The sequence below is a fragment of the Mycobacterium sp. 5-140-3-2 genome, assembly GCF_035666375.1.
Taxonomy (GTDB): Bacteria; Actinomycetota; Actinomycetes; order Mycobacteriales; family Mycobacteriaceae; genus Mycobacterium; species Mycobacterium intracellulare.
The window spans coordinates 3051769-3078475 of sequence record NZ_CP142025.1; the positions used below are offsets into that span (position 1 = coordinate 3051769).

A 26707-nucleotide genomic window follows, 5' to 3' on the forward strand; every position below is an offset into this window, starting at 1 on the left:
TGCCGTCTCATTTCAGTAATCGCTGGCGCCGCCCTACCCCGTCGGTGGCTGCCCTCATCCGGGCGGCGCGGCCGATCAGCCGCAGCTACGACAGGCGCTGCAGCGGACGACATAACACCCGCCCGCGTGAGCATGCCTGAACACAAGCACCATGACTCGCCCAATGCCTCATGCAAATGGGTGAGATCCAGCTACTCTTCTCTTCATAGGATTCACACCTAGGAAGCTGCCCATGCGGATACCAGCCTGCGAATCAGGGGCCGGTCAATGGTCACGGTCGAGGACTTCTCGCGCCTAGTCTCCGGCATCTACGCCGCCGCGGTCACTCCCCGGCACTGGGAGCCGGCCCTCGACGAAGTTTGCCGCAGCCTAGGCGGGACGGTGGGCACGCTCAGTGAAGCCGTGGACGGAGTGTGGTCGATCCAGGCCACGACTGCGCCGGCTGACGTCGGTAAGTCCTATGCCGAGCATTACTACCGCCTGGATTATGTGCTCGCTGGGGTGGGAAACAGTCCAGTCGGCGCGGTGCGCACCGGGACAGAGCTGATTGCGCCGCGGACGAACTCGGAGTTCTACAACGACTGGCTGCGACCGAACGAACTCAAAGACGGCCTGTTCGTGGGCCTGACCAGTGGACAACGCCCCTCGTGTTTGATCGTGGCGGCGCCGAGGCGCACCGAGTCGTTCGACACGTCTGAGCGTATGAAGTTAATGAGCGGGTTGGTGCCACACTTGCGACAGGCGCTGCGCACGCAGGAGAAACTAGCGGCGCTGACCAACAGCGCGGTTGAGCTGGCAGGCGCGCTAGAGGTTGTCCGGCACGGGATACTCATCGTCGCGGGCGAGCATCTGGTGATAAACCTGAATTCGGCCGCCGAACGGATTCTTCGTTCGGAAGACGGGCTCTGCATACGGTCAGGACGCATCGCCGCAACAACCGCGCACGTCGAACAAGAGCTGCATCGGGCTATTAACGATGCCCTTGTCGGTGAGCGGTCCGCCATTCGCACAGGCCGGTCGCTCAGCTGCATTCGGCGCTCGGGCGAGCGGCCCTACGTCATTCACGTGCTGCCCTCGCACCGCCGCAATGCCGATGAGCCACTCCGGCAGCCAACGGCCCTGGTGCTGATTATCGACCCAGAGGACGAACCCGAACCCGCCGCAGCGTTGTTGCGCCGGCTCTACCAGCTCACCGAAGCGGAAGCCCAGGTTGCCCTACACGTGATGCACGGCGCGAACCTCAAGCAAATTGCACAGGAGTTGTCGGTCTCGGTGACGACGGTTCGCACCCATCTGCAACACGTCTTCGACAAAACTGACACCCACCGCCAAGCTGAGCTCGTCCGTCTACTACTCGCGCTAAGCCGATGACTGAGCGAATCCGGCGCCGGGCGACGGTCACGGTCGAGGACTTCTCGCGCCTCGTAGCCGACATCTACGCCGCGGCCGCCGCGCCCGAGCAGTGGGACGCGGCCATCCGCGACATTCAGCGCGCGCTTGGCGCGACAGGCGGTTCGCTGTTGAGGCGCGACGCTACACCCTGGTCGCTCTGGTCGTTCCAGGCTTCAACGATTCCCGTGGCCGCCTTCGAAAGCTATGCGACGCATTACCAGCGATTGGACTATGTGCTCGCTGCGGTGGACAAAAGTCCGGTCGGCGTGGTGCGGACCGGACCGGAAATCGTTGTTCCGAATCGAAACCCCGAGTTCTACAACGACTGGATGCGCCCTAACGGCATGGAGGACGGGTTATTCGTCCGGCTCACCGAGGGTCCGCACCCGACCTGTTTCCTGGTGATCTCACCGAAGGCGTCGCTCGACACGCCCGAACGCACGAAGGTAATGCGCGGCTTGGTGGTCCATCTGCAGCAGGCCGTGCGCACGCACAACCAACTCGAAGCTGCCCGAGCGCGCAGCGCTGACCTCTCGGGAGCGCTCGACGCGATCCGCGACGGTCTCATCATCGTCGGAACAGATTGCCGGGTGATCAGTCTCAATTCCACTGCCGAAGAAGTTCTGCGCGGCCACGACGGACTGCGCGTCGAATCGGGACGCCTCGGGTCAGCAATTATTCAGACCCAGCGGGAGCTGCACCGCGCGCTGCATCGTGCGCTGATCGGCGGCGATTCAGGGGTTCGTGGCGGAAGCTCCTTGATCTGTAGGCGCCCATCGGGCCTGCGTCCCTATGTGATTCAGGTGATCCCGCTGCATCGCACCAAAACTAATGAAAGGGTAGCGGAGCCATCGGCGTTGGTCCTGATCAAGGATCCAGAACGCGAAACTGATTCCGCCACAAGGCTGTTGCGCCGATTCTACCGCCTCACCGAGGGCGAAGCCGAAGTCGCGCTGCGGCTCACCCGCGGTGCAGGTCTGAAACAAATCGCCGACGAATTGTCCGTGTCGTATGAGACGGTTCGCACCCACCTACAACACGCCTTCGACAAGACCGACACCCACCGCCAAGCCGAACTCGTTGGTCTTGTGCTCGCACTCACTCCATGAAACCGCCGAGATTGAGGCCAACGGTCGTATGTCCCGCGTTGGCGCCGCTGGTGGATCCGTTCGCCGCGCTGGCCGATGCTCAATCTCCGGTGTCGAATTCGATAGGTAGGGTGGTCGGGCCGCTGAGCGCGGTCAGCGGCTTCCACGGGGCCGGTCCGGTGCGGCGCGGGTTGTGCATGCGTTGCGTCATGACGGTGAGGGCTTCGGCGAGCTCAAGGCGCGCGAGGTGCGAACCGAGGCAGTAGTGCATGCCCGCGCCGAACGTCTGCATCGCCGGGGCGCCGTCGCGGGTAATGTCGAGGCGGTCGGGATCGTCGTACACGGCGGGATCCCGGTTAGCCGCAGCCATATTCGCGAGGACCAGGGTGCCGGCCGGCATTATGACACCGGCGAATTCGACGTCATCGATGGCGGTGCGCAGCATCGCGAACGCCACCGGGGAATGCCGCATGATCTCCTCGACGGCATTGCCTGCCAGCTCGGGCCGCTGTCCGAGCAGTGCCCACTGCTCGGGATGATCGCACAGCACGTGGACCGCGGCGGCGAGCTGATTGCGGGTGGTGTCGGTGCCGGCCATCAGCAGGCCGGCGACGAGCATGCGCAGCTCGTCCGTGCCCAGGCGATCGCCGTCGTCTTCGGCGCGGATCAGCTCGGAGATCAGGTCGTCTGTCAATGTGTGCCGTCGGTCGGCGACCATGTCATCGATGTAGGCGTCTAGCGCCTCCCAGGCCGTGAGGATCGAGGGAGTTTGGCCAGCCACGTTCCAGCCGAAGACCTTGAAGATGTCGTCGGTCCAGTCGGAGAACAGTTGCCAGTCCTCGGCTGGCGCGCCGAGCAGCGCACAGATGATGGGGATCGGGTATTGGCGTGCGATGTCGGCGACCACCTCGCATCGCCCGTGAGCCGTGTGCCGGTCCACGAGTTCGGTGATGACGTCGTGGATCGTCGTGCGCAGCCGTGCGGTGGCTCGGGGTGTGAAGGCCTTTGACACCAGGCGGCGTAGCCGGTGGTGTTCGGCGCCGTCGAGACTGATCAGGTTGGTGGCGACGCGGTCCCATATTGGGCCGGAGGTAATGCCTTGTGCGGCAAGGAACATCCCTTGTGGTACGCGGAATCGTGAATCGCGTAGCACCGAGCGCACAAGTTCGTAGCTCAAGACTTCGGGCCCGTGGGTGCCCATGGCGATCGGCGCCCGAGCGCGGGCTTGCGCGATGAGCCGGTGCGCCTCCTCAGGATTGGGCACCTGCTCGTAGGCCAAGATGGGCAGCCCCGCCTCGAAGACGTTCGGGCAAACGGGCGTAGGCATCGTGTCGACGGTCATGATGGCCTCTCAGGCGGGGACAAGTCGGCTGGCCGTAGCGGTTGCAAGCCATGAGGCCATCGTTGTTTCGGTCTCGCGAAGGCACGTAAGTAGTGGGCTACTCATCTTTAGCTGTCGGGCACGCGGAACTGCCTGTCGTCACTGAGTCGTGCCTCCGGCTGCTCGTTCGACGCGCAGCGTGCCGGGACCATCTAGTTCTCGCGCCCGGGCAACGCCATGGCGACAGCGCGTCAATCCAACTGACTAACCACCGCGGCCGTGTCCAGCCATACATTCTCGCGGCTAATCAGCCCGTCGCGGAACTCGAAGACATGCAACATCCGAAAACTGATGCGCCGCCCGTTGCCCGGAAGCCCGAGCAACGATCCGATCACGGTGCCCGTCATGAGCATTTCGAGGATCATCGCGTCGCCGGCCACGTACCGGTGCAAAATGTTCCAGCTTTCGCTGCGGAAGTTGGCGGTGAGGTAGGCATAAAAGCCGCGGGCCCCGTCCTTACCGCGAGTGGGGCCATTGGGGAATCCGACTACATCATGCTCGATGTCGTCGGTGTACACCGCTACCGCGCCGTCGATATCTCCTTGACCTTCGGCACTCATGTGGCGGTCCACGAGTGCCCGCATCTGGCTGTCAGCCATCGCCGTCTCCCACTCCATTTCCCGGCACGAAGCCACACTTGATTCTCGTCGTCTCGGGCGAGCGGACAAGACCCCGGCGCGAGATCGCGTATGCGTGGTACCACGCCGTCATGCTGCGAAATGTGAGTAGTGCACCACTCATGTCGATTGGTCCAGCGCGATCCACTATTCCCAGTAACGGAACGTGAGCCAGCACAAGTGTCGAACTGTTCCCACGATGACACGAACGGAGGAATCACATGCGCGCCGCCGATATCACAGCTACGACAAGACCGCCCAGTCGAGATCGAGGGGCGGCACCTCATCAGCAATCAATCTCGGCCGTGAGGGGCGTGGAAATGACCGCAACACCAGACACCGATACCGGTGCACGGCATCGTGAGCCCACCGTTGAGGGCGCATCTCGTACGCCAGTCTTGATTACCGAGCAGGAGGTCATGTTCGGCACGGCGGTGGTTGTGCGGGCGAAGCCGACGGTACGCCGCTGGACCGGGACAGCCTCGGTTCTCTTGACGTCCATTCGCCGCATGGTTGCGAGCTCGCGGCGAGATGCCCGCCCAGTGCGTCACGACTGCCCGAGACACTACGCATTCCTTGAGTACTCCTGCATGGCCCGTGAAATGGATCGCCTCTAGGCGCGGGAACTCATCGACGCGCCCATCGCACGTCCTCGATTCGCCGGTTCGAGTCTGCTCGTGTCAACGCGCAACTGACCTCACCCATTTGGATGAGGAATTGCGCAGCCGAGAGTGGTTGGGTGCTGGCATGTTGCACCAGGCAGTGGGTGACGTTGGGGGCGGAATGGCTCAAATAGCTGTTCACCGTGGTGGAGGTGCGGGTCGGTGGCGAATGAGGGTCTTCGCCACAGGCGCGACCGGTTTAGTTGGCGCTCACACCGTACTGGCGCTGCTCGATGCGGGCCACGAGATGCGCTTGCTGGTACGCGACGAACCAAGGGCGCGGCGCTGGTTCGAGTCTCGCGGTCAGCACATCGAGCGCTTCGTCACCGTCGACATCACCGATCAGGCAGCCGTGCAGCACGCGATGGCCGGCTGCGATGCCGTGTTTCACGCCGCGGCATCCGTGTCGCTGGACCCGCGTAAGGGCCGGGAAACCTACGACACCAACGTCGGCGCGACGAGGGCGGTGCTCGGCGCCGCACACGCGCTCGGCATCGGCAAGATGCTGTATGTCTCCAGCGTCGCCGCGTTGTTTCATCCCGGAGCCGCCCGCGTCGACGAATCAACGCCGCTGGCCGATGTGTCCGAGGCGTATTCGCGATCCAAGCGCGATAGCGAAGAGTATGTCCGCGAGCTGCAGCAGCGCGGCTTGCCGGTGCAGATCACGTATCCGGTCGCCGTCGTCGGGCCCGATGATCCCAAGCTCAGTGCAGCCAACCGCGCGCTGGCAACCTTCGTCGGGCAGATGCTGCCGCGAAGTACAACGGGTTTCCAGTGTGTCGATGTGCGCGACCTGGCGCAGGCACACCAATGGCTGTTAGCGCATCCACCCAGCCGTGCCTTCGAGGACGCGCGCTACATCATCGGCGGCCACTTTTATGCGTGGGACCAGCTACGCGAGCGCCTCGAAGCGCTGCTTGGGCGGCGCATCTTCAGTCCACGCGTCTCGCCGCGGCTAATACGCGCGATAGGCACCACCGCGGATCGCGCCAAGAAGCTGGTGCCGTTTGAGACGCAGATCTCAGCCGAATCAATGGCGATCAACACCCTGTGGCCACCCGCGGACTCGAGCCGCTTTGTGGCGAAGTCGGGTTTGTGCTTCCGACCGGGGGAAGAGACCCTCGGAGACACCATCCGCTGGATGGTCGAGGCCGGGCATATCCCGGTCAAGAAGGCCGGCCGGCTGGGTACTCCCCATGCCGTGTCGGTTATCGAAAGGCACGGTGCCCCATGAAATTTTCCTTTGCAATGCCAAACACCGTCCGCGTCAAAGCACTCACGCAGCCCTTCGAGCTCGACGTGACCGGTCCGGATCAGATCGTCATGGCCAAACGTGCCGAGGACCTCGGCTACGACATGATCCCGATCCCGGAACACTTCATCGTCCCGAACGCACACGTGGAGCTGTCAGGACCCCACTACTTTCACTCGACGGTCGCGCAGGCGTGCATTGCCGGCGCCACACAACGCATCCGGGTCAACTCGTGCGTGACGCTGCTGCCGCTGCAACACCCAGTCATCATGGCCAAGGCGTTGTCGACGGCAGACTGGATGAGCGGCGGGCGCATCACAGTCACGTTCGGCGTCGGTTGGGACGCAGAGGAATTCAAGATTCTCGGCGTGCCATTCCACGAGCGCGGACGCATGGCCGACGAATACCTTGCCGCCATCGTTGAACTGTGGACGAGCGATTCGCCCGGGTTCGAGGGCAAGTACGTATCCTTCAAAGACGTTGCGTTCGAGCCAAAGCCGGTTCAGAAGCCGCATCTGCCGATCTGGATCGGCGGGGACGCCGAGCCGATGCTCAAGCGCGCGGCCCGATACGCATCAGGTTGGTTCCCGTGGCTGACGAGTCCGGCGGACATTCCCGCGAAGATCGACTTCATCAAATCTCAGCCAACGTACGACGGACGGCCGTTCGAAGTGCTGTACGGACTGGGCAGCTCGCAAGTCGGCGAAGGACACGTTGCCATCGACGACCCCACACAACAACCCGGCATGAGCGCAGAGGAAATCATCGACCAACTCGGCTGGTTCGCCGAGCTGGGAGTAACGATGACCGGGGTGCCGATCCCGCCGGTCAAGGACGTCAATGCTTACCTCGACTACGCGCAGTGGGTCATCGAGGAAGTCAAGCCAAAGGTGCCCTAGTGGAAGAGACGAGTCGGTTCACCACCGGAAAAAACGGGGACGGCCCCACTCGGATTGAAACTCCTGAGACGGGTTTGTCGATCGCAATGTCTCGGGGCGTAGGAGACTATGCCGAAGGCGGGATTGTCATGGATTTTTACGCGGTCGTTGATCAGGCGTTTGACTTACTTCGCAGTCGAGGCCGGGTCTCCTACCGCGCGCTCAGGCGCCAGTTCGATCTCGGCGATGATGATCTCGACGCACTCAAGGAGGAGCTGCTCTACGCACATTCTGACGCCGTGACTGAGGATGGACTCGGCTTGGCCTGGACCAGCCCGCCGCGGACGACCGCCAAAATCACTGAGCCAGAAAATACTTCGGCACAATTCGCAGAACGTCGGCACCTGACGGTGCTGTTCTGTGACCTCGTTGACTCCACTCCGCTCGCCGGGCGGCTCGACCCCGAGGACTTCAGCGAGGTGGTGCAGATCTATCAAGACACTTGCGAAAAGGTCATCGCCCGCTATGACGGGCATATCGGCGCATTTCTCGGCGATGGCCTGCTTGTTTATTTCGGCTTCCCCCGAGCCCATGAGGACGACGCGCACCGAGCCGTTCGCGCCGGCTTGGGAATCGTGGAGGCCATAGCGCAGCTCAACACGGGTCTGGTCGATAAGCGCGGGTTGTCACTCGATGTTCGCTTGGGGTGCCATACCGGGCTGGTCGTGGTGGGCGCGCTCGGGGGCGACGCGCGCCGCGAAGAGCTGGCGTTGGGCGAAACACCCAACATTGCCGCCCGCCTGCAAGGCGTTGCCGCTCCAAACACACTGGTAATCAGCGCCGCAACCCATCAGCTTCTGGGAGGCCTGTTTGCCTGTGAATCGTTAGGAACCCCAACGCTCAAAGGCGTCGCACAACCGCTCCAGCTGTACCGGGTGCTGTCGGAGAGCAGCGCCCGCACGCGCCTGGAAGCGCTCGGCATGGGCGGTTTGACCCCCCTGGTCGGGCGCGAACGCGAAGTGGCGCTGCTGCTAGACCGGTGGACCCAAGTACTCGACGGGCAAGGGCAAGTAGTGCTGCTGAGCGGCGAGGCCGGGATCGGCAAGTCCCGACTGGTACGGGCACTTACCGAAATTGCCGCCGAAGGCGACGCGTGGCTCATCCCAGGCCAGAGTTCGCCGTACCATCAACACTCGGCGCTGTATCCGGTGATCGACCTACTCGAGCGCATCGTGCTGCGGTTCGAACGTCAGGAGTCGCCGGAGCAGAAACTGCGCAAGCTGGAAGGGTTTCTGGTCCAAAACGGTCGGCCTTTGGCGGAGACCGTGCCGCTGTTCGCCTCCCTGCTTTCCATTCCGCTGACTGATGACTACGCGTCGCTCGACATATCCCCCGAACAGCAGAAGCAACGGACGCTGCGTGCGCTGATAGATGTCGTGATGCAGCGAGCAGCTCAGCAACCAGTCTTATTCGTCATTGAGGACCTGCATTGGTTTGATCCCACCACGCTGGAACTGCTCGGTCTTCTCGTCGAGGAGCTTTCCACCGTCCGCGTGATGGCTCTTTTCACCTATCGCCCGGACTTCACGCCGCCATGGCCGGCCCGCTCAGGTGTCACCGAGCTGACTCTTTCTCGCCTTCCACCCGATGAGGTGCTCGAGTTGGTTGGCCACGTTACGCAGGGCAAGCAACTGCCGGCGGAGGTTGTGCGGCAGGTGGTCGCCAAGACCGACGGTGTGCCGCTGTTCGTTGAAGAGCTCACCAAGATGGTCCTTGAATCCGGCCTTCTGCGGGAGGAAGAAGACCGGTACGCGCTGACGAGCCGGCTCCCGCCGCTGGCGATTCCCAGCACGCTGCATGACTCGCTGATGGCACGCTTGGACCGCTTGTCGGCGGTCAGGGGTCTGGCGCAGCTGTGTGCCACCGTGGGGCGCGAATTCACGTATCCGCTGCTGAAAGCAGTCGCCTCGTGGGACGACGGCCCGCTGAAGCAGGGACTGCAGCAGCTGGTAACCGCCGAGTTTCTCTACCAACAGGGTTTGCCGCCACAAGCGACCTACCGCTTCAAACACGCCCTTATCCAGGACACGGCCTACGAGTCACTGTTGAAGAGCACCCGTCAGCGCCATCACCTACGCATCGCCGAAGTACTCGAATCTCGGTTCCGCGAGACCGTCGCAACGGAGCCGGAACTGCTCGCCCACCACTACGGCGAAGCCGGCTTGACCGCCAAGGCCGTCCCCTACTGGCAAGCCGCGGGGCAGCGAGCACTTCAGCGCTCCGCCAACCGGGAGGCGGTTGCCCATGTGACGCGCGGCTTGGAAGTCCTGGGCACCATGCCCGAGACGCCGGAACGCGCGCAACAGGAGCTCGGCTTGCAGATCATGCTGGGCGCTGCGCTGGGCGCCACGCAGGGCCAACAGGCGGTGGGTCACGTCTACACCCGGGCCTGTGAGCTGGCCCGTCAAGGGGGCAGCACACCGGAACTGTTCGCTGCCTTGTGGGGGTACTGGTATGCGCGTATCGCGCAGGGCCAGATGCCACCGGCACGGGAACTGGCCGCGGATTACCTCGAGCTGGCGCGCCGGCAGCGAGACCCGCTCGTACTTGCGGCGGGCCACCGGATGCTGGCCAATACCGCGTGGTGGCAGGGCGACTTGAAAGAAGCGCTAGACCACAGCCGTGAAGGCCTGGCTATTTACAATCCTGAGCAGCATCGTGCGAGCCTGGTCAGCTATGGACAGGACTCTGGAGTCTGCTGCGGTTGGATCCGAGCCCTCACCAAGTGGGTTCTAGGGTATCCGGACCAAGCCGTGCACAGTATGGACGAAACCCTGGCACGCGCCCGCGGACTGGCGCATCCCTTCAGCGAGGCGCAGACACTTCTCTTTTCCGCCCATCTGTATCAGTTGCTCCGAGAACCTCAGGCTGCGCGGGCCCGCGCTGAGGAGGCGTTGGCGCTATGTATCGAGCACGGCTTCGAGGCATATCGCACCTGGTGCCTGCTCCCCCGGGGGTGGGCTGAGGCACAGCAGGGACATGCGATGGAAGGCATCGCGAACATACACGAGGCGCTGGATGCGCGGCACGCAACCGGAGCTAAAGCCGTCCTACCGTGGTTCTACACCGTGCTGGGCGAGGCCTACGGACGAGCCGGAAATGTTGACGATGGCCTGCGTGCCGCAGAAGAGGCACTGGGGTGGGTCCAGCACAACGACGAGCATCTCTACGCGGCCGAAGCGTATCGGCAGAAAGGTCAGCTACTACTCGAACAGGACGCTGCGAACGCCGCCGAGGCGGAAGAATGTTTTCGGCGGGCCATGGACATTGCGCACCGTCAGCAGGCCAAGTCCTGGGAGCTACGAGCGGCAATGAGCATCACCCGACTCCGGTACAAGCAAGGCAACCGGCACCGCCCGGTGAAGGTTCTGGCAGCCGTTTACGACTGGTATTCGGAGGGGTTTGACACCGCCGACCTGCGGGATGCCAAGGCCTTGATCGCCGAAACGGGATAGACCGCAAAAGCACTCGGTTGGATCACTCAGGAGGTCACATGAGCTTCGATACCCCCAACGGCACCCGCGGCTCTCGCCAACCGCGCGCAAGTCGCGCGATGCGGTGGTTTAACAACTGGGCCATGAGCCGAATCCGAAAGAGCGGCAAGTTCATGGGCGGCATGGACGCATTGGTCCTGACGACAGTGGGCCGCAAGACCGGAGCACAACGTCGCACTCCAGTCGGCTATTTCCGCAGCGGCAATGACGGCTGGCTCGTCGTGGCCTCAGCCGCCGGCGCGGCCAGAAACCCGGCGTGGTACTACAACATCGCCGCACATCCCGACGAGATTCATATCGAGGTCGCCGGTCGCGAGATAGCCGTAAGCGCCGAGCAGCTCAACGGCACGACGCGCGAAAACGCTTGGCGACAGATCACCGCGGCCTCGCCCCGCTTCGCGCAGTATCAACAGAAGACGGACCGCCAACTGCCGGTGATCCGCTTGGTACCCCGCGCCGGCTGACCTCGATGAGTTGGTCTCGTCGTAACCCGAACGTACTAGTTATGTTTCATGACTGATGGCTCATGACTACGCGGCGTACGCCGTTGATCACACCTATGCGGAAGCACCGCGCCGACCATGTTCGTGGCTACACGAACCCTCGGATCGAGGGTGCCATCGAATTCATGGGACGAACCGCGTCCAATTGACGAACCTAGCCACGGCCATGAATGCGGCGCGGATGCGAAAGGGCTGCGCGAGCGGTGGTCTAGTCGCGTAGCGGGATCAGGCTGCGGCCATGGCGCTTATCTCTCCCAGCGGGTAGTTGCTCGATGACCTGACCAAGGCGGGGTTGCGTCAGGCCGACGAGGTGCCTGGCAGACCGTGTATCGACATCTGTCCGTCGACGCCCGTGGCGCCGACAAGGCCGTCGCGGAATGCCTCGTGATGAGAGTGCAGCCACCAACACCGCCCGGACCGGCAGCCACCACGCGCTGACCTCTGCTGACGGGCGGCGCGCAGCCCACCCCGGACAGACCGGACCCACCCTGGACGTCGGGGAGTCAGCCGAATCAGCGGGCGCGCAAGCTGATTGGCGCCGCATACCCATTACGGGTCAACTTTCGGGCTGCGTAGGTCGCCTGCGGCGGTGACGCGGCCGAGAATTAAGGGCAGCAATCGGTTCACGTTGGGTCGTCGAAGCGTGGTAGACCATAGTCTGGTCTGCTCCGCATATCGGACGTGGACAAGACTCGGCGCCCTGCGCGGGTGAAAGGAGTGCAGCCATGTATGCCGGTCTGGCCTCGACGCTGCTGGCCTCGCTAGCTGGCGTCGCGGGGATGTATGGCCTGCATCGGCTCACGGCAGTGCGGCCGGCCGCGTTGACGTCGCTTCCCTTCCAGTCGGGGTGGCGGCCCGAGGAGCACGCGCTGTCCCGGTATCACGTGCGCTGGTATCCAGCGACACTGGTCTTTCTCGCTTTCGACGTCGAGATGCTGTTCATGTACCCATGGGCCGTGGTCGTCGCACAGATGGGCACCACCGCGATCGTCGAGATGTTCCTATTTTTGGCCGCGTTGTTCGTCGCGGTCGCGTGGGCGTGGCGGGAGGGCGCACTGCGATGGGTATGACCGTCGCCTTAACCCGAGCCGCTACCCGCCGGGTCCACGTCCTGATCGTCGAGGTCCGAGGAAATTGGGTTCTGCGCGCAGCTGTGGAGCGCCGTGTCGCTGCTCGGGGCTGGTGTGCAGCGGTGTCCCCGGCGGACGCTGACGTTCTAGCGGTGTGCGGTATGCCCGGGTCCGAGTTGGGCGAAGTCGTCGAAAGGATCTGGGACCAACTGCCCGGCCCCCGTGTCCGCATCGACATTACTGACAAGGAGTCCATCGATTCAGCGCTGGACCGCGCAGGCGCGGAGCTGCTCGATTCCGGGCGACAACGAGACGATGCCCGTGATCGCGCACAATCGCCCGGCCCGGACCACAGGGGCCACCACGGCGGAACAGCCCATGGCGGCACGGATCACGGCGGGACGGACCGCGGCGCAATGGACCACAGTGGCCACCACGGCATGGACCACGGCGCGATCGAGCACGGCGACATGGACCACCACAACATGGACCACGACGCGATGGAGCACGGCGCGATGGAGCACGGCGACATGGACCACAGCGCGATGGACCACAGTGGCCACCACGGCATGGACCACGGCGGCATGGAGATGGCACCCGCCGGCATTGCTCTGGCCGAAGGCGGAGAGGACCGCGATGGCCTCGAGATGGATGTCCTGCACTTGCGTCTCGGCCCGGTCCTCCCGCACTGGCCGGCGGGGTTAGTGCTGCGGTGCTCATTGCAGGGAGACGTCCTCGCCGAGGCCGAGGCATGGATCGTCGATAACGACCATGAAAGCGGATATAAGGCCCCGCCGGAACACACCGAATTGGTGGCGGCTGCCCGACAGTGCGACCACGTCGTCGATCTGCTGGAGTTGTCGGGGTGGTGGCGGGCGTCGGTCATAGCGCGGCGGGCGAGGGACCTGTTGTTGGGCGACTCTGACGTCGATCGAGCGCGGGAGCTGCTCGACGGCCTGCATAAGATGCTCGGAAAGTCCAGATTGCTGCGTTGGTCGTTACGTGACCTCGCGCCGCTAACCGCTGAAAGTCTCGACCGTCATGAGCTGCCCGCGGCACTTGCCGGCGATACCTACGACCGGCTACTCACCCGAGTCGGTCAAGCGCGCACTCTCTTGCGAGAACCCTTAAGTTCCAGTCTATTTGAACTTGACTCGACAAAGATAAGCGATGCGCTACCGGCCGTGGTGCGCGGCTTGGACGTGGCCACTGCCCGCCTGGTAGTCGCCAGTCTCGGCATCGACACCGCGCGCGCAAACGAGAGCATCCCTCATGGGTGACCCGACGGTTACGACGGTGCCAGGCGTCTGGGCGCTCGGCGCCGCCGGGTTGCTCGGAGCACTCGGCCTCTATGCCGCCTCCCTCGATGGTGTGCTGACCGCCCGCGGCGACGGTGTCCGCACGGGCGGAGCGGCCACCCCGCTGTGGGAGGTGGCGCGTCTGATGCGGCAGCGTCGGCGCACCATCGTCGCGGCGGACACGCTGCTGTGGCGGGTCGGCGCCACGGGTCTGATCGTCGCCGCCATGTTGATGGTGACCGTGGTGCCGCTGGGCCGGTGGACGCTGTTCGATCTCGATGTGGGCGTCGTGTGGTTCAACGCGATGGACGTGATGGTGTGGGCGCTGGTGTGGCTCGCCGGTTGGGGTCCGAATTCGGCGCATTCGCTGATCGGCGGCTACCGATTCCTGGCCCACGGCTTGGGCTATGAGCTCCCGCTCATGTTCGCGCTGGTCGCTCCGGCCATTGCGGCCCAGAGCCTGCGTGTCGGCGCGGTCGCCGCGGCCCAGCAGCAATTGTGGTTCGCGGTGTGGATGCCGATCGCGTTTGTCGTCTATTGTCTTGGGGTAGCAGCCTTTTCGGTATGGGGCCCGTTCACGCCGGCGCTTGGCGCCGACGTCGGCGGCGGCGTGACCACGGAACTCTCCGGTGTGGACCGGCTAGTGTTCCACGCCGGGCGGTACGCGCTGCTGGTCGCCGGTGCCGCGTTCGCCGTGCCGATGTTCCTCGGCGGCGGCGACGGACCGTTGCTACCGCCTTGGTTGTGGGTGTTCCTCAAAACCGTTGCGCTGCTGACGGTTTTGGTATGGCTGCGTAGACGGGTTCCTGTCTTTCGGCCGGAGAAGTTCATGGAGCTCGGCTGGGTGGTCCTGCTGCCGGCCGTCCTCGTGCAAGACCTGGTCGTGGCCATAATCGCTACTTGGAGGAGCTGATACATGCTCGTCGATATCGTCTTCTGGATCTGCGCGGCGATCGCCGTGCTCGCGGGTGCGGCGGTCTTCCGGGTGACCTCGATGGCGCGCGCCACGTATGCGCTGGCGGTGTCGTTCGTCGCCGTGGGTGTCGCGGTGCTGCTGCTGGCGCAGAACTACATCGGCGTGGTGACGATCTTGATGATGGTGATGGAGATGGCGGTGATGGCCGTCTATATGGTCATGTTCATGGGCATGAACCCGGCGCTGATGCCGATGAGCATGGTGCACGACAAGCGCCGGGCCCTCACCGCCGCCGTGGGTACCTTCGTTCTGCTGGCGACCGGGATCCTGCTGGTCGACTGGCCATCGCGGCGCGGCGCACCACCACGCGATGTCACCGTGGCGCTCGGGGAGGAGTTGATGGGACCGAAGATGCTCGCGATGGCCGTTATCAGCCCAATCATGGTGGCCACCATTGTGGCCGCGATTGTGTTGGCGGCCAAGCGGAGCCGTTACGACCGGTTCGGCGATGACTTGAAACAACGTCCCGCCCGCGACCCGCAGCCGGGAGGTGTCGGGCGATGACCCTCGACACGGTGCTGCTGGTGGCGGCCGCGTTGTTCAGCGTCGGACTCTACGGTGCGCTCTCCCAGCAGGTCGTGGTGATGGTGATGATGGGTCTCGAGTTGATGATCAACGCGATCATCCTTGCCGCCGCGGGCTTTTGGTGGTTCCTCGCGCCGGCGCCCACCGGCCAGGTTTTGCTGCTGGTGATCATCGCGGCGATGACCGTGGAGATGGCAATGGGCTTCGCCGTCGCGACGCTGCTGCACCGCGACCACCGGGCCGACATGACCGACATGGCCGCCGAGCTGTCCGGCTAACCGTGGCAGGGGGCACATTGGCGCAGCTTTCGTTGTGGTTTTTGATCCTCGCGCCGGCCGTGGCCGGCGCGACGTTACTGCTGGGCCGCCGGTTCGAGCGGTACGCTGCGGCGATCTCGGTGACCACAGCGGCTGTCATGCTGGTGCTGTCGGTAGTCGTGAGCTTCGCCCGCCCGGAACTGGCCGTGGCGTTCATGGCCGGCGCGGAATTCGCGTTACGGATAGATGCGCTGGCCGCGGTGGTAGTTCCGATGGTGGCGGCGGTGACGCAGCTGGTGTTGGTATTCGCCGCCGGGGACATCCGGGAAGCGCCGGGCCGGTTCCACGGGTTGATGCTGTTATTCGCCTCGGCTGTCGTCGTGACCGCGTCGGCAACGACGTTGCCGGCGCTGCTGTTGGCGTGGGAGGTGATGGGGGCGGCGTCGTATGCGCTGATCGGGTTCAGGTGGCGCGACGAGTACCGAATGTCGGCCGGGCTCACCGCCTTCCTGACCACCCGCACCGCCGACCTCGGCCTCTACCTGGCTGCGGCGGCTGCGCTGGCCGGTGGCGCGGGGCTTGCGCTGGCCGACCTGCCCGGCGCGAGCGGCGGCTGGCGGCACGTCACCGCGTTCGGGGTGCTGCTCGCGGCGCTCGGCAAGGCCGCGCAGCTGCCGTTCTCGTTCTGGCTGTCCCGGGCCATGGAGGGTCCCAGCGCGGTCAGCGCGCTACTGCACTCGGCCGCGATGGTCGCCATGGGCGCCTACCTGCTGCTGCGGACGCAGCCGCTTCTCGCGGCCACCGGGTGGGCCGCGCCGGCTGCGGCATGGATAGGTGGGGGAACCGCGCTGCTGTTGGGCGCGGTCGCGGTGGCGCAGCGTGATCTCAAACAGCTGCTGGCGGCCTCGACCGCAGCGCAGCTCGGATTCGTGGTGATGGCCGCGGGTGTGGGCGCCGTCGGCGGCGGCGCCGCGCAGCTGATCGCCCACGCCTTCACCAAGGCCGGATTGTTCCTTGCGGCCGGCGCCTGGTTGTCGGTACTGGGCACCAAGCAGCTCGACGACCTTTGGGGGGTCGCGCGACGGTGGCGGCTCCTGGGCTGGTCGGCCACCGTCGGCGCCCTGGCTCTGGCCGGCGTTGCGCCGCTGTCGCTATGGGCGACCAAAGACACGGTGCTGGCCGCAGCCCTGCACTACTCCCCCGCCCTCTACGCCGTGGGATTGGCCGCGTCGGCTCTCTCGGCGGCCTATGCCGGAAAGGTCCTAACCGTGCTGTGGCGCACCAAAGCTGCCGACAGCAGCCCCGGCATCACGCGAGACGCCCTCGGCCCCAACGCCTTCCAGCAGGCCCCTATCGTCGTCCTCGCGGTCGGCGCCGCAGCGGCGGGAGTGTTGGCGTTGCCGCCGGCCGGCTCGGCTCTTACCCGGGCGCTGCGCGGCACCGCGAGCCCACCCGCGACGGCGCTCGAGCTGCTGGGCTCGGCGGCGCTAGCGGTCATCGTCGTCGCGGCGGTGGCGCACTGGTGGGTACCCGAGCCCCGGTGGGCAGGCGGCTGGCTCGGCCTGGAGCAGGTCGCGCATCTCCTCGTCGTCCGGCCCACATTCGGCCTCGCACGCATCCTGGCGCGATTCGACGACCGGGTGCTCGACCGGGCCGTGGAGGCAACCGCCATCCACTCGCTACGGGCAGCGCACCGTTTGGCGCACACGGACATTCGCGCGGTCGACGGTGCGGTGGAAGCGGTCGCGGGTTGGATGCGCGGGCTCGGTGAATTGGCGCGCCGACCGCAAACCGGCCAGCTGCACCAGTACTACCTCGCGGCTGTGGTGGTGCTGGCATTCGGTGCCGTGGTCCTGGTCGTAGCGAGGTGAGCGTGCTCAGTGTGATCGTTTTCCTGCCGCTGGCGGCGGCCCTGGTGCTGCTGGCGCTGCCGCGGCTTGGCGGTGCTGCGGCAACCTGGATTTGGGTTGCGGTCACAGCCGCCGATGTGGCGCTGACTGCGGTGGTGTGGGCGCTGTATCAGACGCCGAGGCCTGGTGCGCTGGCGTTCGAGGAGAAGGCTCGGTGGATACCCGGGGTCAACAGCAGCTACCACCTAGGGGTCGACGGGCTATCGTTGCCGCTGGTCGTCATGACGGCGGTGATCTTTCTGGCCTGTGCCCTCTACAGCCTGCGCGGCCGCGACCGGCCTAAACCGCTGGCCGCGCTGTTTTTGTTCCTGCAGACGGTGAGCCTGGGTCTATTCGTGTCCGCCGACCTGATCCTGTTCTTCGTTTTCTTCGACTTGTCCATCGTGGCAATGTATTTCGTCATCGCCGGATGGGGCCATGGCGACGCCGGCCGGTCGGCGCTGAAGTTTTTCCTCTACACCTTCCTGGGTTCGCTGGCGCTGCTCGTCGGTTTCATCGGCCTGTATATCGCGGCCCAGCCGCACACGTTCGACATGGTGACCCTGGCCGCCAGCACACCTCTGGGCGGCAGCCCCGTCGCCGGCGGCTTGGTTCTCGCGGCGATCCTGCTGGGACTGGCAGTCAAGACTCCCACCGTCCCGTTCCATACCTGGCTGCCGCCGGCGCACACCGATGCCCCCGCGGTCGGCTCGGCGGTGCTCGCCGGGGTGCTGCTGAAGATGGGCGCCTACGGGTTCGTGCGGATAGCAATGCCGATGCTGCCGCAGGCCTGGCGCGCGTGGGCGTGGGTGATCATCGTCGTCGGCGTGGTGTCGGTGCTCTACGGCGCGCTGGTGGCGTTGGCCCAAAACGACTTCAAGCGGATGGTCGCCTACACGTCGGTCAACCATATGGGCTACATCGTGCTCGCGGTCGGTGCGGCCGGGCTGATCGCGGGTGACACCGCCCAGGCTCGCGGGGTTGCGGTCACGGGCGCCGTCACCCAGATGGTCAGCCACGGTTTGATCACCGGTGCGCTGTTTTTGATCGCCGGCGTGTTTTACGAGCGCGCTGGGACATACGACATGAACACCTTCGGAGGGCTCGCCGGGCCGGCCCCGAAACTGGCTTGGCTCTTCGCCGTCGGCGCATTCGCCTCCCTGGGCTTGCCGGGCTTCTCCGGCTTCATCGCCGAATTCCAGATCTTCACCGGCAGTATCGCCGCCGCACCGATCACCGCCGTCGCGCTGCCCGGCATTCTGGTCACCGCGGCGCTGTTTCTGCTCGCGCTGCAGCGCATCTTCACGGGCGAGACGCGCGGACACTCGGTGGGATTTGCCGACCTCCGTTATTCCGAAACGTGTTCTGTCGGAATGCTTCTCGCCTTATCCGTCGCCATAGGCGTGTTTCCGCGGCCGTTGCTCGATCTGATCGAACCCGCCGCTCACGCGCTCGTCGGGCTGGTCGGGCGGTAGCCGGACGTGGAGACGGGGATGCGGCCGCTGCTGATGCTGCCCGAGATGCTGGTGTTCGGCGGCGGGCTGGTGGTGCTGATCAGCGGATCGTTCCTGGCCCGGCGCCGGCAGTGGTGGGCCCGAGGAGTCGCCGCCGCCGCGCTGTGCGGTGCCATCGCCGTCGCGGTGGTCGGGATGGCCGGTCCGGATCGGACCGCTTTTGACGGCACCTTCGCCGCCGACACCGCCACGGGCGTGGCGCGGATCGTGGTCATGGTCGGGACGCTGTTGGTGCTCGCTGTGGCCGCCGGTGAAATCGCCGGCTCGGTCCGCGAAAGCGAAACGTACGCACTGCTGCTGTTTTGCACCGCCGGAGTTATGGTCCTGGCCGGAGCCGACGATCTGCTCGTGCTGATAACCGGATATCTGCTGGCCGGCATTCCGCTCTATGGGCTGATCGGGCTGGTGCGCTCCGCGAAGGGCGCCGAGGCGACGATGAAGGCCTACCTGATAGGCGCACTATTCGGGATCGTCCTGATGCTCGGCGTGACCGTTCTGTACGGGATTTCCGGCAGCACCCGCTACGACGGCCTGGCGGCCGGTCTTGGCGGTGCGCCGCCCGCCGCTGTCGCCGCAGGACTGCTCGGTGTCGTCGCGGGCCTGATGTTCGAAGCCGGCGGTGTGCCCGCGCATTTCTGGATTCCCGATGCGGCACAAGGGGCGAACGGGACCGCCGCCATGTTCTTGACCACCGTGCCGAAGATCGGTGCGTTGACCGCGCTGTACCGCCTGGTCGAGGTGCTGCCCGGAAAGACTGCCTGGCCGTTGCTGGTCGCCGTGCTCGCCGTCGCAAGCATGACGTTGGGCAACCTCGCCGCCTACTGGCAACACGATCCTCGGCGGTTGCTGGGCTGGTCGACGATCAGCCAGGTCGGCTACCTGCTGGTTCCGATCGTCGTCGCCGGCCGCACCGGGCTCGCGCTCCCCTCGCTGCTGTTCTATCTCGCCGGCTACACGCTCACCAACAGCGCGGCATTCGCGGTGAGCACGGCGCTACCGGACCGACGCCAGCTCGACTCCTACCGGGGTCTGGCTTACGTTCGGCCCTGGCTGGCCGGGGCGCTGGTGGTCGCGCTGCTCGGCCTGGTCGGAACTCCGCCGACGGCGGTCTTCATCGGCAAGCTCACGACGGCGACGGCGGCGTGGGACGGTGGCCAGGCGTGGCTCGCCGTGGTTGTCTTCGTCAACTCCGTGGTTAGTCTCTTCTACTATCTGCGCTGGATCATCCCGTCGTTCCAGCGGCCTGCCGAAGGCGTGAGAGACGGCGTCGTCACGGCGGAGAAATGGTCCGCACGCACCGCGATAGTGGCGGCGGGCCTTAGTCTGGGGCTCGGAATCGCAGCCGGTGCCGTCTGGGAAATGCTCCCCAGATCGCTGATGTAGCCGCGCTCTCAGACTAGGTCCGTCGGCTTGCTGACCAGTCGGCAACCAACGGCCATCTTCCGCTTGCGACTATTCGCACAGGACCCCGATCCACCACCAGGCACGTGTCGGTGCTAGGAGCTGCGACCCTCTACAACAAGCTCGCCAAGGTGAAGCTGCCAAGCCGGCACCATTGAGCTTGCGCCCGTTGAGGTCTGGGCCACGCACACACTTCAACTGTGCCTCAACACCGCGGACATCCGGCCCACGGCGACCTGGCTGACTCATACGAATCCGCGTCGGCCTAATACACCGGCTCCGGAAGATGTCAGAGCCGATTCGCGCAGCATGGCGTTTTCCGGCGGAGCCTACGCCGCACTAGGCGTTAGGAACCTCTGACACAGTGACTGTGACCGCGCTCACTGAAATTCCCCACTGACGCTCATCGAAAATCCCCACTCGTGTGGCTCCGCCGAGAAGGGCGGGCCCCCTTCGAAGCTTCTGGTGTCTGACGCCAGTTGCTCCATCGAAGGAGGCCCGCTTTCTCATGCTCACATGGGAGGACGATGTGGAAGTACATGCCCTACGCAAACGTGGTTGGACGATCTCGGCGATCGCCCGACACACCGGCTTCGACCGCAAGACGGTCCGCAAGTACCTGGCCGGCGACGGCAAGCCGGGGGTGCGTGCCCGGCCTGACCCTGATCCGTTCGATCCTTACGTCGACTACGTCACCGCGAGGCTGACCGAGGACCCGCACCTGTGGGCCCGCACCCTCTACGACGAACTCGAGGATCTCGGGTTCGTCCTGTCGTATCAGAGCCTGACGCGCAACATCCGCATCCGGGGTCTGCGACCTGTCTGTGAGGCGTGCCGGACCGCCACGCAACGCCCCAACGCGGTAATCCCACATGCGCCGGGTGATGAAACCCAATGGGACTGGCTGGACTTGCCCGATCCACCGGCATCGTGGGGTTGGGGCAAGGCCGCGCACCTGCTGGTCGGCTCGCTGTCGCACTCGGGCAAGTGGCGCGGCTATCTGGCCCCGAGCGAGGACCAGCCGCACCTGGTCGCCGGTCTGGACCGCGTGACCCGTGGCCTGGGAGGGTGCACGCGGGTGTGGCGCTTTGACCGGATGGCCACGGTCTGCGATCCGGGCAGCGGGCGGGTGACCGCCTCGTTCGCCGGGGTGGCCAAGCACTACGGCGTCTCGGTGGCGATCTGCCCGGCCCGGCGCGGTAACCGCAAGGGGGTGGTGGAGAAGGTCAACCACACCGCCGCGCAACGCTGGTGGCGCACCCTGGCCGACGACCTCACCGTCGAGCAGGCGCAAGCGAGCCTGGATCGCTTCGCCCGGGTGCGAGGCGACACACGCCTGCGCTCCACCGCCGACGGCCGCTCCTCGGTCGCCGTGGTGGCCAAAACCGAACCACTGCAACCGGTACCGGCGCAGGCGTATCCGGTGATCGTGGCCGAGATCCGCACCGCCTCGCGCCAAGCGATGGTGTCCTACCGCGGTAACCGCTACTCGGTGCCGCCGGAACTGGCCGCCGCCAATGTGGTGGTGTCACATCCGGTCGGCGGGCAGTTCTGCGACATCGCCACCATGAGCGGGATCGTGATCGCCCGACACCGACTGGCCGCCGACGGGCTCGGCGTCATGGTGCGTGACAGCGGCCATGTCATCGCCCTGGACGCCGTGGCAATGGCCACCGCGGCGACCGGACGCCCGCACCGCCGCAAGGAACGCATCCCACCCGGTCCGGCAGCCAAAGCCGCTGCCGCACAACTGCTTGCACTCAAGCAGCCATCCAACACCTCAAGTGAAACGTCCACTCCGTCAACCGATTCCACCGTCATCGATCTGTCCGCCTACGAGCGGGCCGCGCAGAACAGGACCATCCAATGACCCCTACTCCACGCACCAACAAGGCCCCCACCAGGACCGAGGAATCGCCATCGGCTGCGGCGAGCCGCTATCAGCAGCTGCGCTCGCACCTGGCCGAGCTCAAACTGGCCGCGGCCGCTGAAGCCCTACCGGCGGTGCTGGATCAGGCCACCGCCGAGGGGCTGTCACTGACCGTGGCGTTGGAGCGACTGCTGGCCGTGGAGGTCGAGGCCAGCACTGCCCGACGGTTGGCCGGCCGGTTGCGGTTCGCCTGCCTGCCCACCCCGGCCACCCTGGCCGATTTCGATGTCGATGCTGCCGCCGGGATCGACCGCAAGCTGATCGACGAACTGGGCACCTGCCGTTACCTGGAAACCGCGACCAACATTCTGCTCATCGGCCCACCCGGGACCGGAAAAACGCACCTGTCCGTCGGGTTGGCCCGCGCTGCCGCCCATACCGGCTACCGGACCTACTTCACCACCGCCGCCGATCTGGCCGCACGGTGTCACCGTGCCGCGATCGAGGGACGCTGGGCCACCACCATGCGGTTCTACGCCGGACCGACCCTGCTCGTAATCGATGAACTCGGATACCTGCCGCTGCCCGCCGAAGCCGCTTCGGCGCTGTTTCAGGTTGTCTCCCAACGCTATTTGAAGACCAGCATCGTCATCACCACCAACCGCGGGGTGGGTGCTTGGGGAGAAATCCTCGGCGACACCACCGTGGCCGCCGCCATGCTCGACCGCCTGCTGCACCGCTCCGTGGTCATCAACCTCGACGGCGAGTCCTACCGGCTACGCGACCACCACGACGCCGCGGAAACCCTGCGCCGGACCACCACCGGCACCCGCCAACCACTACACTGACCGCTGCTCACAGGTGAGGAATTTCGGCGAGCACACCTGGGGACTTTCGATGAGCGCCGTCAACTGCGGCGTTAGTGTCCGCCGCCACCATGTCCGCCGCCGCCGTGGCCGCCACTACCACCATGTCCCCCTGGACCTCCGTGGTCATAGCCTCCGTGGCCATAGTAACCGTGGCCGGGTCCGGGGTCCTCGCAGCCAGGATTCCAATACCCGTAGCAGGGGTGTCGGCAAGGGTCCGAGCTGGGCTTGGGCACCGGCTGCGGAGGTGGCGCTGGCAAGTCCCAAACCAGCGGTCATGACGGCGGTCGCCAAAGCAAAGCGCTGTGGCTTCACCAATGGAATCATATGTAATGGGTATCCAGCGACTTTGTGGCAAAATCGATGCTTGGCTTAGGCCTCGGACGATTCTGCGGCAGGTTTTGGCGGGCCGGCGCATCGCGGTGATGGCATCGAGTGGCCATCATCGTCGCACACAGCCGGGCAAGGCTCCCGGCGCGGGAGCACACATATGTGCGCGGCCGTCCGGACGTATGCGGCGAGCACCATAGCCGTGTCGGGACGCGCCGCCATGGCGTCGTGCCGCAGCGAACACCAGACCGCATCAGCGCCCTTCAAATGGCGTCCAACTCAGCCTTACCAATCGCGGGATGTCGTTACTAGAGGCGAACTCGGTGGCAGCACTGCTCGCCCGGGGGCCGCCCCAGTCGGGATCGGCGTCGACACTAAGTAGAGCTGGCTCTTTCGCCCGCGGATATCACGGTTTCAAGGGTGCGCTCGGCACCCGATGCAGCCAGCGGCAGAGTGACGGTGAACGCGGCGCCTTTACCGACGCCGTCGCTGGCCGCAGCGACGCGTCCGTTGTGGGCCTCGACCAGCGCCTTGACGATGGCTAGTCCGATTCCGCCTCCGCCGTAGCCCCGGTCGTGGGTGAGATCGGCTCGATAGAACCGTTCGAACACATGGGGTAGGTGTTCGGCGAGGATGCCCTCACCGCTGTCGACGACCGAGAGCGTAAACTCATCGCCCTCCACAGCCGCGCGGACTTCGACGCGTCCTCCCGGCGGCGTGTGGCGCAGCGCGTTGTCAAGCAGGTTGCCTAGAACCTGAGATAGCCGTTGCGAGTCCCCCCGCAGCGGGGGCAGGTTGGCAGGTAACGTGACGACCAGATCGACATGTTTGCTTCGATAGCGTTCCTGCGCGGCCGTCACGGCAGCATCGATCAGCTCGCGCACGTCGATCCAGCTAAAGGCCATCGAGAAGGCACTCTCTTCGGCTTGGGCGAGTGCAGCAGTGTCCTCGGAGAACCGCACTAGCCGGCGGGTCTGGTCGCGCAGCATCGCGGTGGTCTGCGGGGTCAGCGACCGCACCCCGTCTTCGAGCGCGTCCATATAGGCATCCAGCACCGAAGCGGGGGTGCGGATCTCGTGGGCCAGGTCGCCGAACAACTGGCGCCGAGTAGCGTCGACGGTCTGTAGCCGCGCCGCCATCTGGTTGAACGAGTCAACGAGGGTGTCGAAATCCTCGTCGAGGCGGGTAGGCGAAATCCGGATGTCGTATCGGCCGCGGGCGACCTCGGTCGCAGCTGCGGCGACCTCGGTGACCGACCGTTGCAGCCGGCGGCTGACATACCAGCTGACCGCCAGCGCCATCAACGCGGAAATGGCAAGGGCGCCGCCGACGGCCACGGCGGTGGCCGATCTGTAGGCATGGTCGGCATGTATTTCCAGGAAAGAGTTGACGGGCACCTTCCCATGCATGTGCTTATGGAAAAGCGGCGGTCCGACGACGGCGGCAATTGCCCAGGTGGCCGCTGCACCGGCGGCGAGCACTAGTGTCTGGGCCAGCACTAGGCGCAACCCGATGCCGGGCCGGCGCAAGAACCGGCGCGGCTTCGCACCCGGTGTGGTGTTGTCACTCATTGGCCAATTCCCATCCGATATTCGACGCCGGTCACGGGCGATAATCGATCGCGGCCCAATTGCTCGTCGCCGTGTTCGTTCGACTGTCGTCGCCGTGTTCGCTCGACTGTATGCGAAGGGCCTTGCCGAGCCGGTCTGGACGAGGTGATCTTTCCTCCCCAAGGTCTACGCGGGTCAAGCCCTTTGTCGTGATGTGAGAGGTGACTCGGTCGACTGCCCTTCTGGGTCGCAGTCTAGGCCTTTCGCCATTCCGCAGGAGTCAAGTTGCGTGCCAGGCAAGAAGTGCACGAAGGCGACGCACCGAAATTCCGCCTGCTAGTCGGCCGTGGCCTTGGTGCCGACGTCCCCGCTCCCTGGCTGCATAGTGCGCGGTCGGCGCAGCATCGCGAGGATGCGGGCGACGAGTTCGCGGGGCCTAAAGGGCTTGGTCACATAGTCGTCGGCGCCGACCGACAATCCGATCAGCGTGTCCGCCTCGGTGCCGCGGGCAGTCAACATCACAACATAGGCATCGGAGAAGGTGCGCAGCTGGCGGCAGGTTTCAATGCCGTCCATCCCCGGCAAGCCCAGATCAAGAACAACAACATCAGGGTGAAACGCACGGGCCAAAGTGAGCGCATCGGACCCGTCGTGAGCGATACATACTTCGAACTGCTCATGCTCGAGATAACTGGCGACCACTCCCGCCAGCGAAACTTCGTTGTCGACCACCAATGCCCGATGGCCTGCGCCGGTCACTGAAGTCTGCGGCACTGTTTCCATCCGTCCATAATGCCTGCCGCGATCATGCTGTATCAGTTTTCCGGCGCTTGAGCGATGTCGAGGGAATCTTCGCGCGTTCTGCGCTGGTGTCGCGGCGATCGTCCCCTTCGACCGGGAACCTGTCGGTGTCCTCGGATTGTCATGACCGAATTCTTACCGAGCCTGCTTCTGCCGCGCGGGCTCTCACCGCCCCGACCGCTGCGGCTCCGGTTTCTCCTCACCGGCGAGAATGACTCGCGCAATACTCTGGGGGAGCAAGTTGGGATCAGTGAGGCGCGGTGGTCTCACCACCCTTGTCACCACATCATCAGACTGGCGCGCCGCGCCCGCGTGATTCTACGCTGACTTTGCTGATGGCTTTAAGGATCATCGCCGCGCTGATCGTTAGTGACCGGACGGGCACGTGCCGTTGCCGCCGGGCCTCGGCCATGAAGGATCCAACATCCTTGTCGCCCTTAACGACTGCGCCTCTTGAGCAAGGATGCTCGGCGAAGTCAGTTCAAACTGCTCCGTCAAGCCGTGCGTTCTTTCGCAACAAGTAGGACCTTGTAAGTTGCTGGTTCGCAATGCACAGGTCAGGTGCGCGGTTCCGATTTTTGGGTCGCGGTGCTGTTACAGTCGGGTCATTGTAAGTTTCAGCGGCACCCCGACGAGTTTTCGCCTGAGGTCCACCGTTCTCGTGTTCGGCGCGGCGGTGCTACTCGTCTTGGGCGCCAGAGTCGTCCTGCCCTGCTGTGAAGCCTCCCCGGTCCATCCACATCGCTCGGTATCGGCATCTGCGGATCGTGTTCTCGCGCTTGCCAGTCACGACCATGTTCAGGATGAATCCATCTGTTCGTCCGACATATCTGCTGCTGCGGTCTTACCGCGAATCGCGCCGCGGGCCGGTTCTGATTTCATCGCCATGGCGGGCATCGCCATTGCCGGGTGGCTGGCGGCCATGCTGTCGCCAATGATGCGGCCGCCGGCCGGTCGGCTCGCGGCTTCGTGACCGGCAACCAAATTTTGTCCCGGTTATGCATCACTCGTCGCTGACCGGTCATCGTCAGAC

Annotated in this window: 20 protein-coding genes and 1 pseudogene; 16 read left to right on the forward strand and 5 right to left on the reverse strand. The window is 65.1% G+C overall.

Annotation, left to right across the window (positions count from 1 at the left end; all coding sequences use genetic code 11):
* Positions 1-267 precede the first annotated feature (267 nt).
* On the forward strand, positions 268-1371 hold the full coding sequence (locus P6281_RS14240) for a helix-turn-helix transcriptional regulator (RefSeq protein WP_008257408.1): 1104 nt from the start codon (positions 268-270) through the stop codon (positions 1369-1371).
* Entirely contained in the window at positions 1368-2501 is a 1134-nt protein-coding gene (locus P6281_RS14245; protein WP_008257409.1) for a helix-turn-helix transcriptional regulator, read from the forward strand. Before P6281_RS14240 ends, P6281_RS14245 begins: the two co-directional genes overlap by 4 nt.
* A gap of 79 nt (positions 2502-2580) precedes the next feature.
* On the opposite strand, the gene P6281_RS14250 is transcribed toward P6281_RS14245, so the two are convergent.
* Both P6281_RS14250 and P6281_RS14255 read right to left on the reverse strand, forming a co-directional pair.
* Entirely contained in the window at positions 2581-3822 is a 1242-nt protein-coding gene (locus P6281_RS14250; RefSeq protein WP_008257410.1) for a cytochrome P450, read from the reverse strand.
* Positions 3823-4052: 230 nt separating this feature from the next.
* Positions 4053-4460: a nuclear transport factor 2 family protein gene (locus tag P6281_RS14255; RefSeq protein ID WP_225325687.1), complete on the reverse strand. Its 408-nt coding sequence runs from the start codon at positions 4458-4460 to the stop codon at positions 4053-4055.
* Between the two features lie 849 nt (positions 4461-5309).
* Here P6281_RS14255 and P6281_RS14260 point away from each other — a divergent pair.
* From P6281_RS14260 to istB, 14 genes are all read left to right on the forward strand, one after another.
* Positions 5310-6374 carry an NAD-dependent epimerase/dehydratase family protein gene (locus P6281_RS14260; RefSeq protein WP_008257412.1) on the forward strand — a complete coding sequence of 355 codons (1065 nt, stop codon included), beginning with the start codon at positions 5310-5312 and terminating at the stop codon, positions 6372-6374.
* Entirely contained in the window at positions 6371-7291 is a 921-nt protein-coding gene (locus tag P6281_RS14265) for a TIGR03619 family F420-dependent LLM class oxidoreductase (protein ID WP_008257414.1), read from the forward strand. Before P6281_RS14260 ends, P6281_RS14265 begins: the two co-directional genes overlap by 4 nt.
* A 128-nt stretch (positions 7292-7419) precedes the next feature.
* The gene (locus P6281_RS14270) at positions 7420-10785 is read left to right on the forward strand and encodes an AAA family ATPase (protein WP_014942237.1); all 3366 of its coding nucleotides are present in this window, start codon (positions 7420-7422) and stop codon (positions 10783-10785) included.
* 38 nt (positions 10786-10823) lie between these two features.
* On the forward strand, positions 10824-11288 hold the full coding sequence (locus tag P6281_RS14275) for a nitroreductase/quinone reductase family protein (RefSeq protein WP_371265831.1): 465 nt from the start codon (positions 10824-10826) through the stop codon (positions 11286-11288).
* 764 nt (positions 11289-12052) lie between these two features.
* Positions 12053-12397 (forward strand): NADH-quinone oxidoreductase subunit A, encoded by a 345-nt coding sequence (locus P6281_RS14280; RefSeq protein WP_008257416.1) that lies wholly within the window; start codon positions 12053-12055, stop codon positions 12395-12397.
* 161 nt (positions 12398-12558) lie between these two features.
* A complete protein-coding gene (locus P6281_RS14285; protein ID WP_008257417.1) occupies positions 12559-13677 on the forward strand; it encodes a hypothetical protein in 1119 nt (372 codons plus the stop codon).
* Positions 13670-14608: a complex I subunit 1 family protein gene (locus tag P6281_RS14290; RefSeq protein WP_008257418.1), complete on the forward strand. Its 939-nt coding sequence runs from the start codon at positions 13670-13672 to the stop codon at positions 14606-14608. Before P6281_RS14285 ends, P6281_RS14290 begins: the two co-directional genes overlap by 8 nt.
* A gap of 3 nt (positions 14609-14611) precedes the next feature.
* Positions 14612-15175 carry an NADH-quinone oxidoreductase subunit J gene (locus P6281_RS14295; RefSeq protein ID WP_008257421.1) on the forward strand — a complete coding sequence of 188 codons (564 nt, stop codon included), beginning with the start codon at positions 14612-14614 and terminating at the stop codon, positions 15173-15175.
* The gene (locus tag P6281_RS14300; protein WP_008257429.1) at positions 15172-15474 is read left to right on the forward strand and encodes an NADH-quinone oxidoreductase subunit NuoK; all 303 of its coding nucleotides are present in this window, start codon (positions 15172-15174) and stop codon (positions 15472-15474) included. The genes P6281_RS14295 and P6281_RS14300 overlap by 4 nt, the downstream gene beginning before the upstream one ends.
* Before the next feature lie 17 nt (positions 15475-15491).
* Complete coding sequence (locus P6281_RS14305) at positions 15492-17324, forward strand: proton-conducting transporter transmembrane domain-containing protein (protein ID WP_008257430.1); 1833 nt, start codon at positions 15492-15494, stop codon at positions 17322-17324.
* 2 nt (positions 17325-17326) lie between these two features.
* On the forward strand, positions 17327-18817 hold the full coding sequence (locus P6281_RS14310; RefSeq protein ID WP_008257432.1) for a complex I subunit 4 family protein: 1491 nt from the start codon (positions 17327-17329) through the stop codon (positions 18815-18817).
* 18 nt (positions 18818-18835) lie between these two features.
* Positions 18836-20239: an NADH-quinone oxidoreductase subunit N gene (locus tag P6281_RS14315; protein WP_008257434.1), complete on the forward strand. Its 1404-nt coding sequence runs from the start codon at positions 18836-18838 to the stop codon at positions 20237-20239.
* A 526-nt stretch (positions 20240-20765) separates the two neighbouring features.
* Entirely contained in the window at positions 20766-22127 is a 1362-nt protein-coding gene (locus P6281_RS14320; RefSeq protein WP_008257509.1) for a Mu transposase domain-containing protein, read from the forward strand.
* Positions 22124-22975, forward strand: a complete 852-nt coding sequence (gene istB / locus P6281_RS14325; RefSeq protein WP_008257435.1) for an IS21-like element helper ATPase IstB — start codon at positions 22124-22126, stop codon at positions 22973-22975. The genes P6281_RS14320 and istB overlap by 4 nt, the downstream gene beginning before the upstream one ends.
* A gap of 722 nt (positions 22976-23697) precedes the next feature.
* On the opposite strand, the gene P6281_RS14330 is transcribed toward istB, so the two are convergent.
* The 3 genes and pseudogenes from P6281_RS14330 to P6281_RS14340 form a co-directional block, all read right to left on the reverse strand.
* Positions 23698-24894, reverse strand: a complete 1197-nt coding sequence (locus P6281_RS14330) for a sensor histidine kinase (RefSeq protein ID WP_008257437.1) — start codon at positions 24892-24894, stop codon at positions 23698-23700.
* 366 nt (positions 24895-25260) lie between these two features.
* Positions 25261-25656: pseudogene (locus tag P6281_RS14335) on the reverse strand (response regulator transcription factor); the annotation flags it as partial.
* An 816-nt stretch (positions 25657-26472) separates the two neighbouring features.
* On the reverse strand, positions 26473-26598 hold the full coding sequence (locus tag P6281_RS14340; RefSeq protein WP_014942244.1) for a hypothetical protein: 126 nt from the start codon (positions 26596-26598) through the stop codon (positions 26473-26475).
* Between the last annotated feature and the right edge of the window lie 109 nt (positions 26599-26707).

What these genes read in the sequence shown, in the direction of transcription:
- P6281_RS14240 (WP_008257408.1), top strand. Translation starts at nt 268, where the DNA reads ATGGTCACGGTCGAGGACTTCTCGCGCCTAGTCTCCGGCATCTACGCC.
- P6281_RS14245 (WP_008257409.1), top strand. Translation starts at nt 1,368, where the DNA reads ATGACTGAGCGAATCCGGCGCCGGGCGACGGTCACGGTCGAGGACTTC.
- P6281_RS14250 (WP_008257410.1), bottom strand. Translation starts at nt 3,822, where the DNA reads ATGACCGTCGACACGATGCCTACGCCCGTTTGCCCGAACGTCTTCGAG.
- P6281_RS14255 (WP_225325687.1), bottom strand. Translation starts at nt 4,460, where the DNA reads ATGGCTGACAGCCAGATGCGGGCACTCGTGGACCGCCACATGAGTGCC.
- P6281_RS14260 (WP_008257412.1), top strand. Translation starts at nt 5,310, where the DNA reads ATGAGGGTCTTCGCCACAGGCGCGACCGGTTTAGTTGGCGCTCACACC.
- P6281_RS14265 (WP_008257414.1), top strand. Translation starts at nt 6,371, where the DNA reads ATGAAATTTTCCTTTGCAATGCCAAACACCGTCCGCGTCAAAGCACTC.
- P6281_RS14270 (WP_014942237.1), top strand. Translation starts at nt 7,420, where the DNA reads ATGGATTTTTACGCGGTCGTTGATCAGGCGTTTGACTTACTTCGCAGT.
- P6281_RS14275 (WP_371265831.1), top strand. Translation starts at nt 10,824, where the DNA reads ATGAGCTTCGATACCCCCAACGGCACCCGCGGCTCTCGCCAACCGCGC.
- P6281_RS14280 (WP_008257416.1), top strand. Translation starts at nt 12,053, where the DNA reads ATGTATGCCGGTCTGGCCTCGACGCTGCTGGCCTCGCTAGCTGGCGTC.
- P6281_RS14285 (WP_008257417.1), top strand. Translation starts at nt 12,559, where the DNA reads ATGCCCGGGTCCGAGTTGGGCGAAGTCGTCGAAAGGATCTGGGACCAA.
- P6281_RS14290 (WP_008257418.1), top strand. Translation starts at nt 13,670, where the DNA reads ATGGGTGACCCGACGGTTACGACGGTGCCAGGCGTCTGGGCGCTCGGC.
- P6281_RS14295 (WP_008257421.1), top strand. Translation starts at nt 14,612, where the DNA reads ATGCTCGTCGATATCGTCTTCTGGATCTGCGCGGCGATCGCCGTGCTC.
- P6281_RS14300 (WP_008257429.1), top strand. Translation starts at nt 15,172, where the DNA reads ATGACCCTCGACACGGTGCTGCTGGTGGCGGCCGCGTTGTTCAGCGTC.
- P6281_RS14315 (WP_008257434.1), top strand. Translation starts at nt 18,836, where the DNA reads ATGCGGCCGCTGCTGATGCTGCCCGAGATGCTGGTGTTCGGCGGCGGG.
- P6281_RS14320 (WP_008257509.1), top strand. Translation starts at nt 20,766, where the DNA reads ATGCTCACATGGGAGGACGATGTGGAAGTACATGCCCTACGCAAACGT.
- istB (WP_008257435.1), top strand. Translation starts at nt 22,124, where the DNA reads ATGACCCCTACTCCACGCACCAACAAGGCCCCCACCAGGACCGAGGAA.
- P6281_RS14330 (WP_008257437.1), bottom strand. Translation starts at nt 24,894, where the DNA reads ATGAGTGACAACACCACACCGGGTGCGAAGCCGCGCCGGTTCTTGCGC.
- P6281_RS14340 (WP_014942244.1), bottom strand. Translation starts at nt 26,598, where the DNA reads ATGGCCGCCAGCCACCCGGCAATGGCGATGCCCGCCATGGCGATGAAA.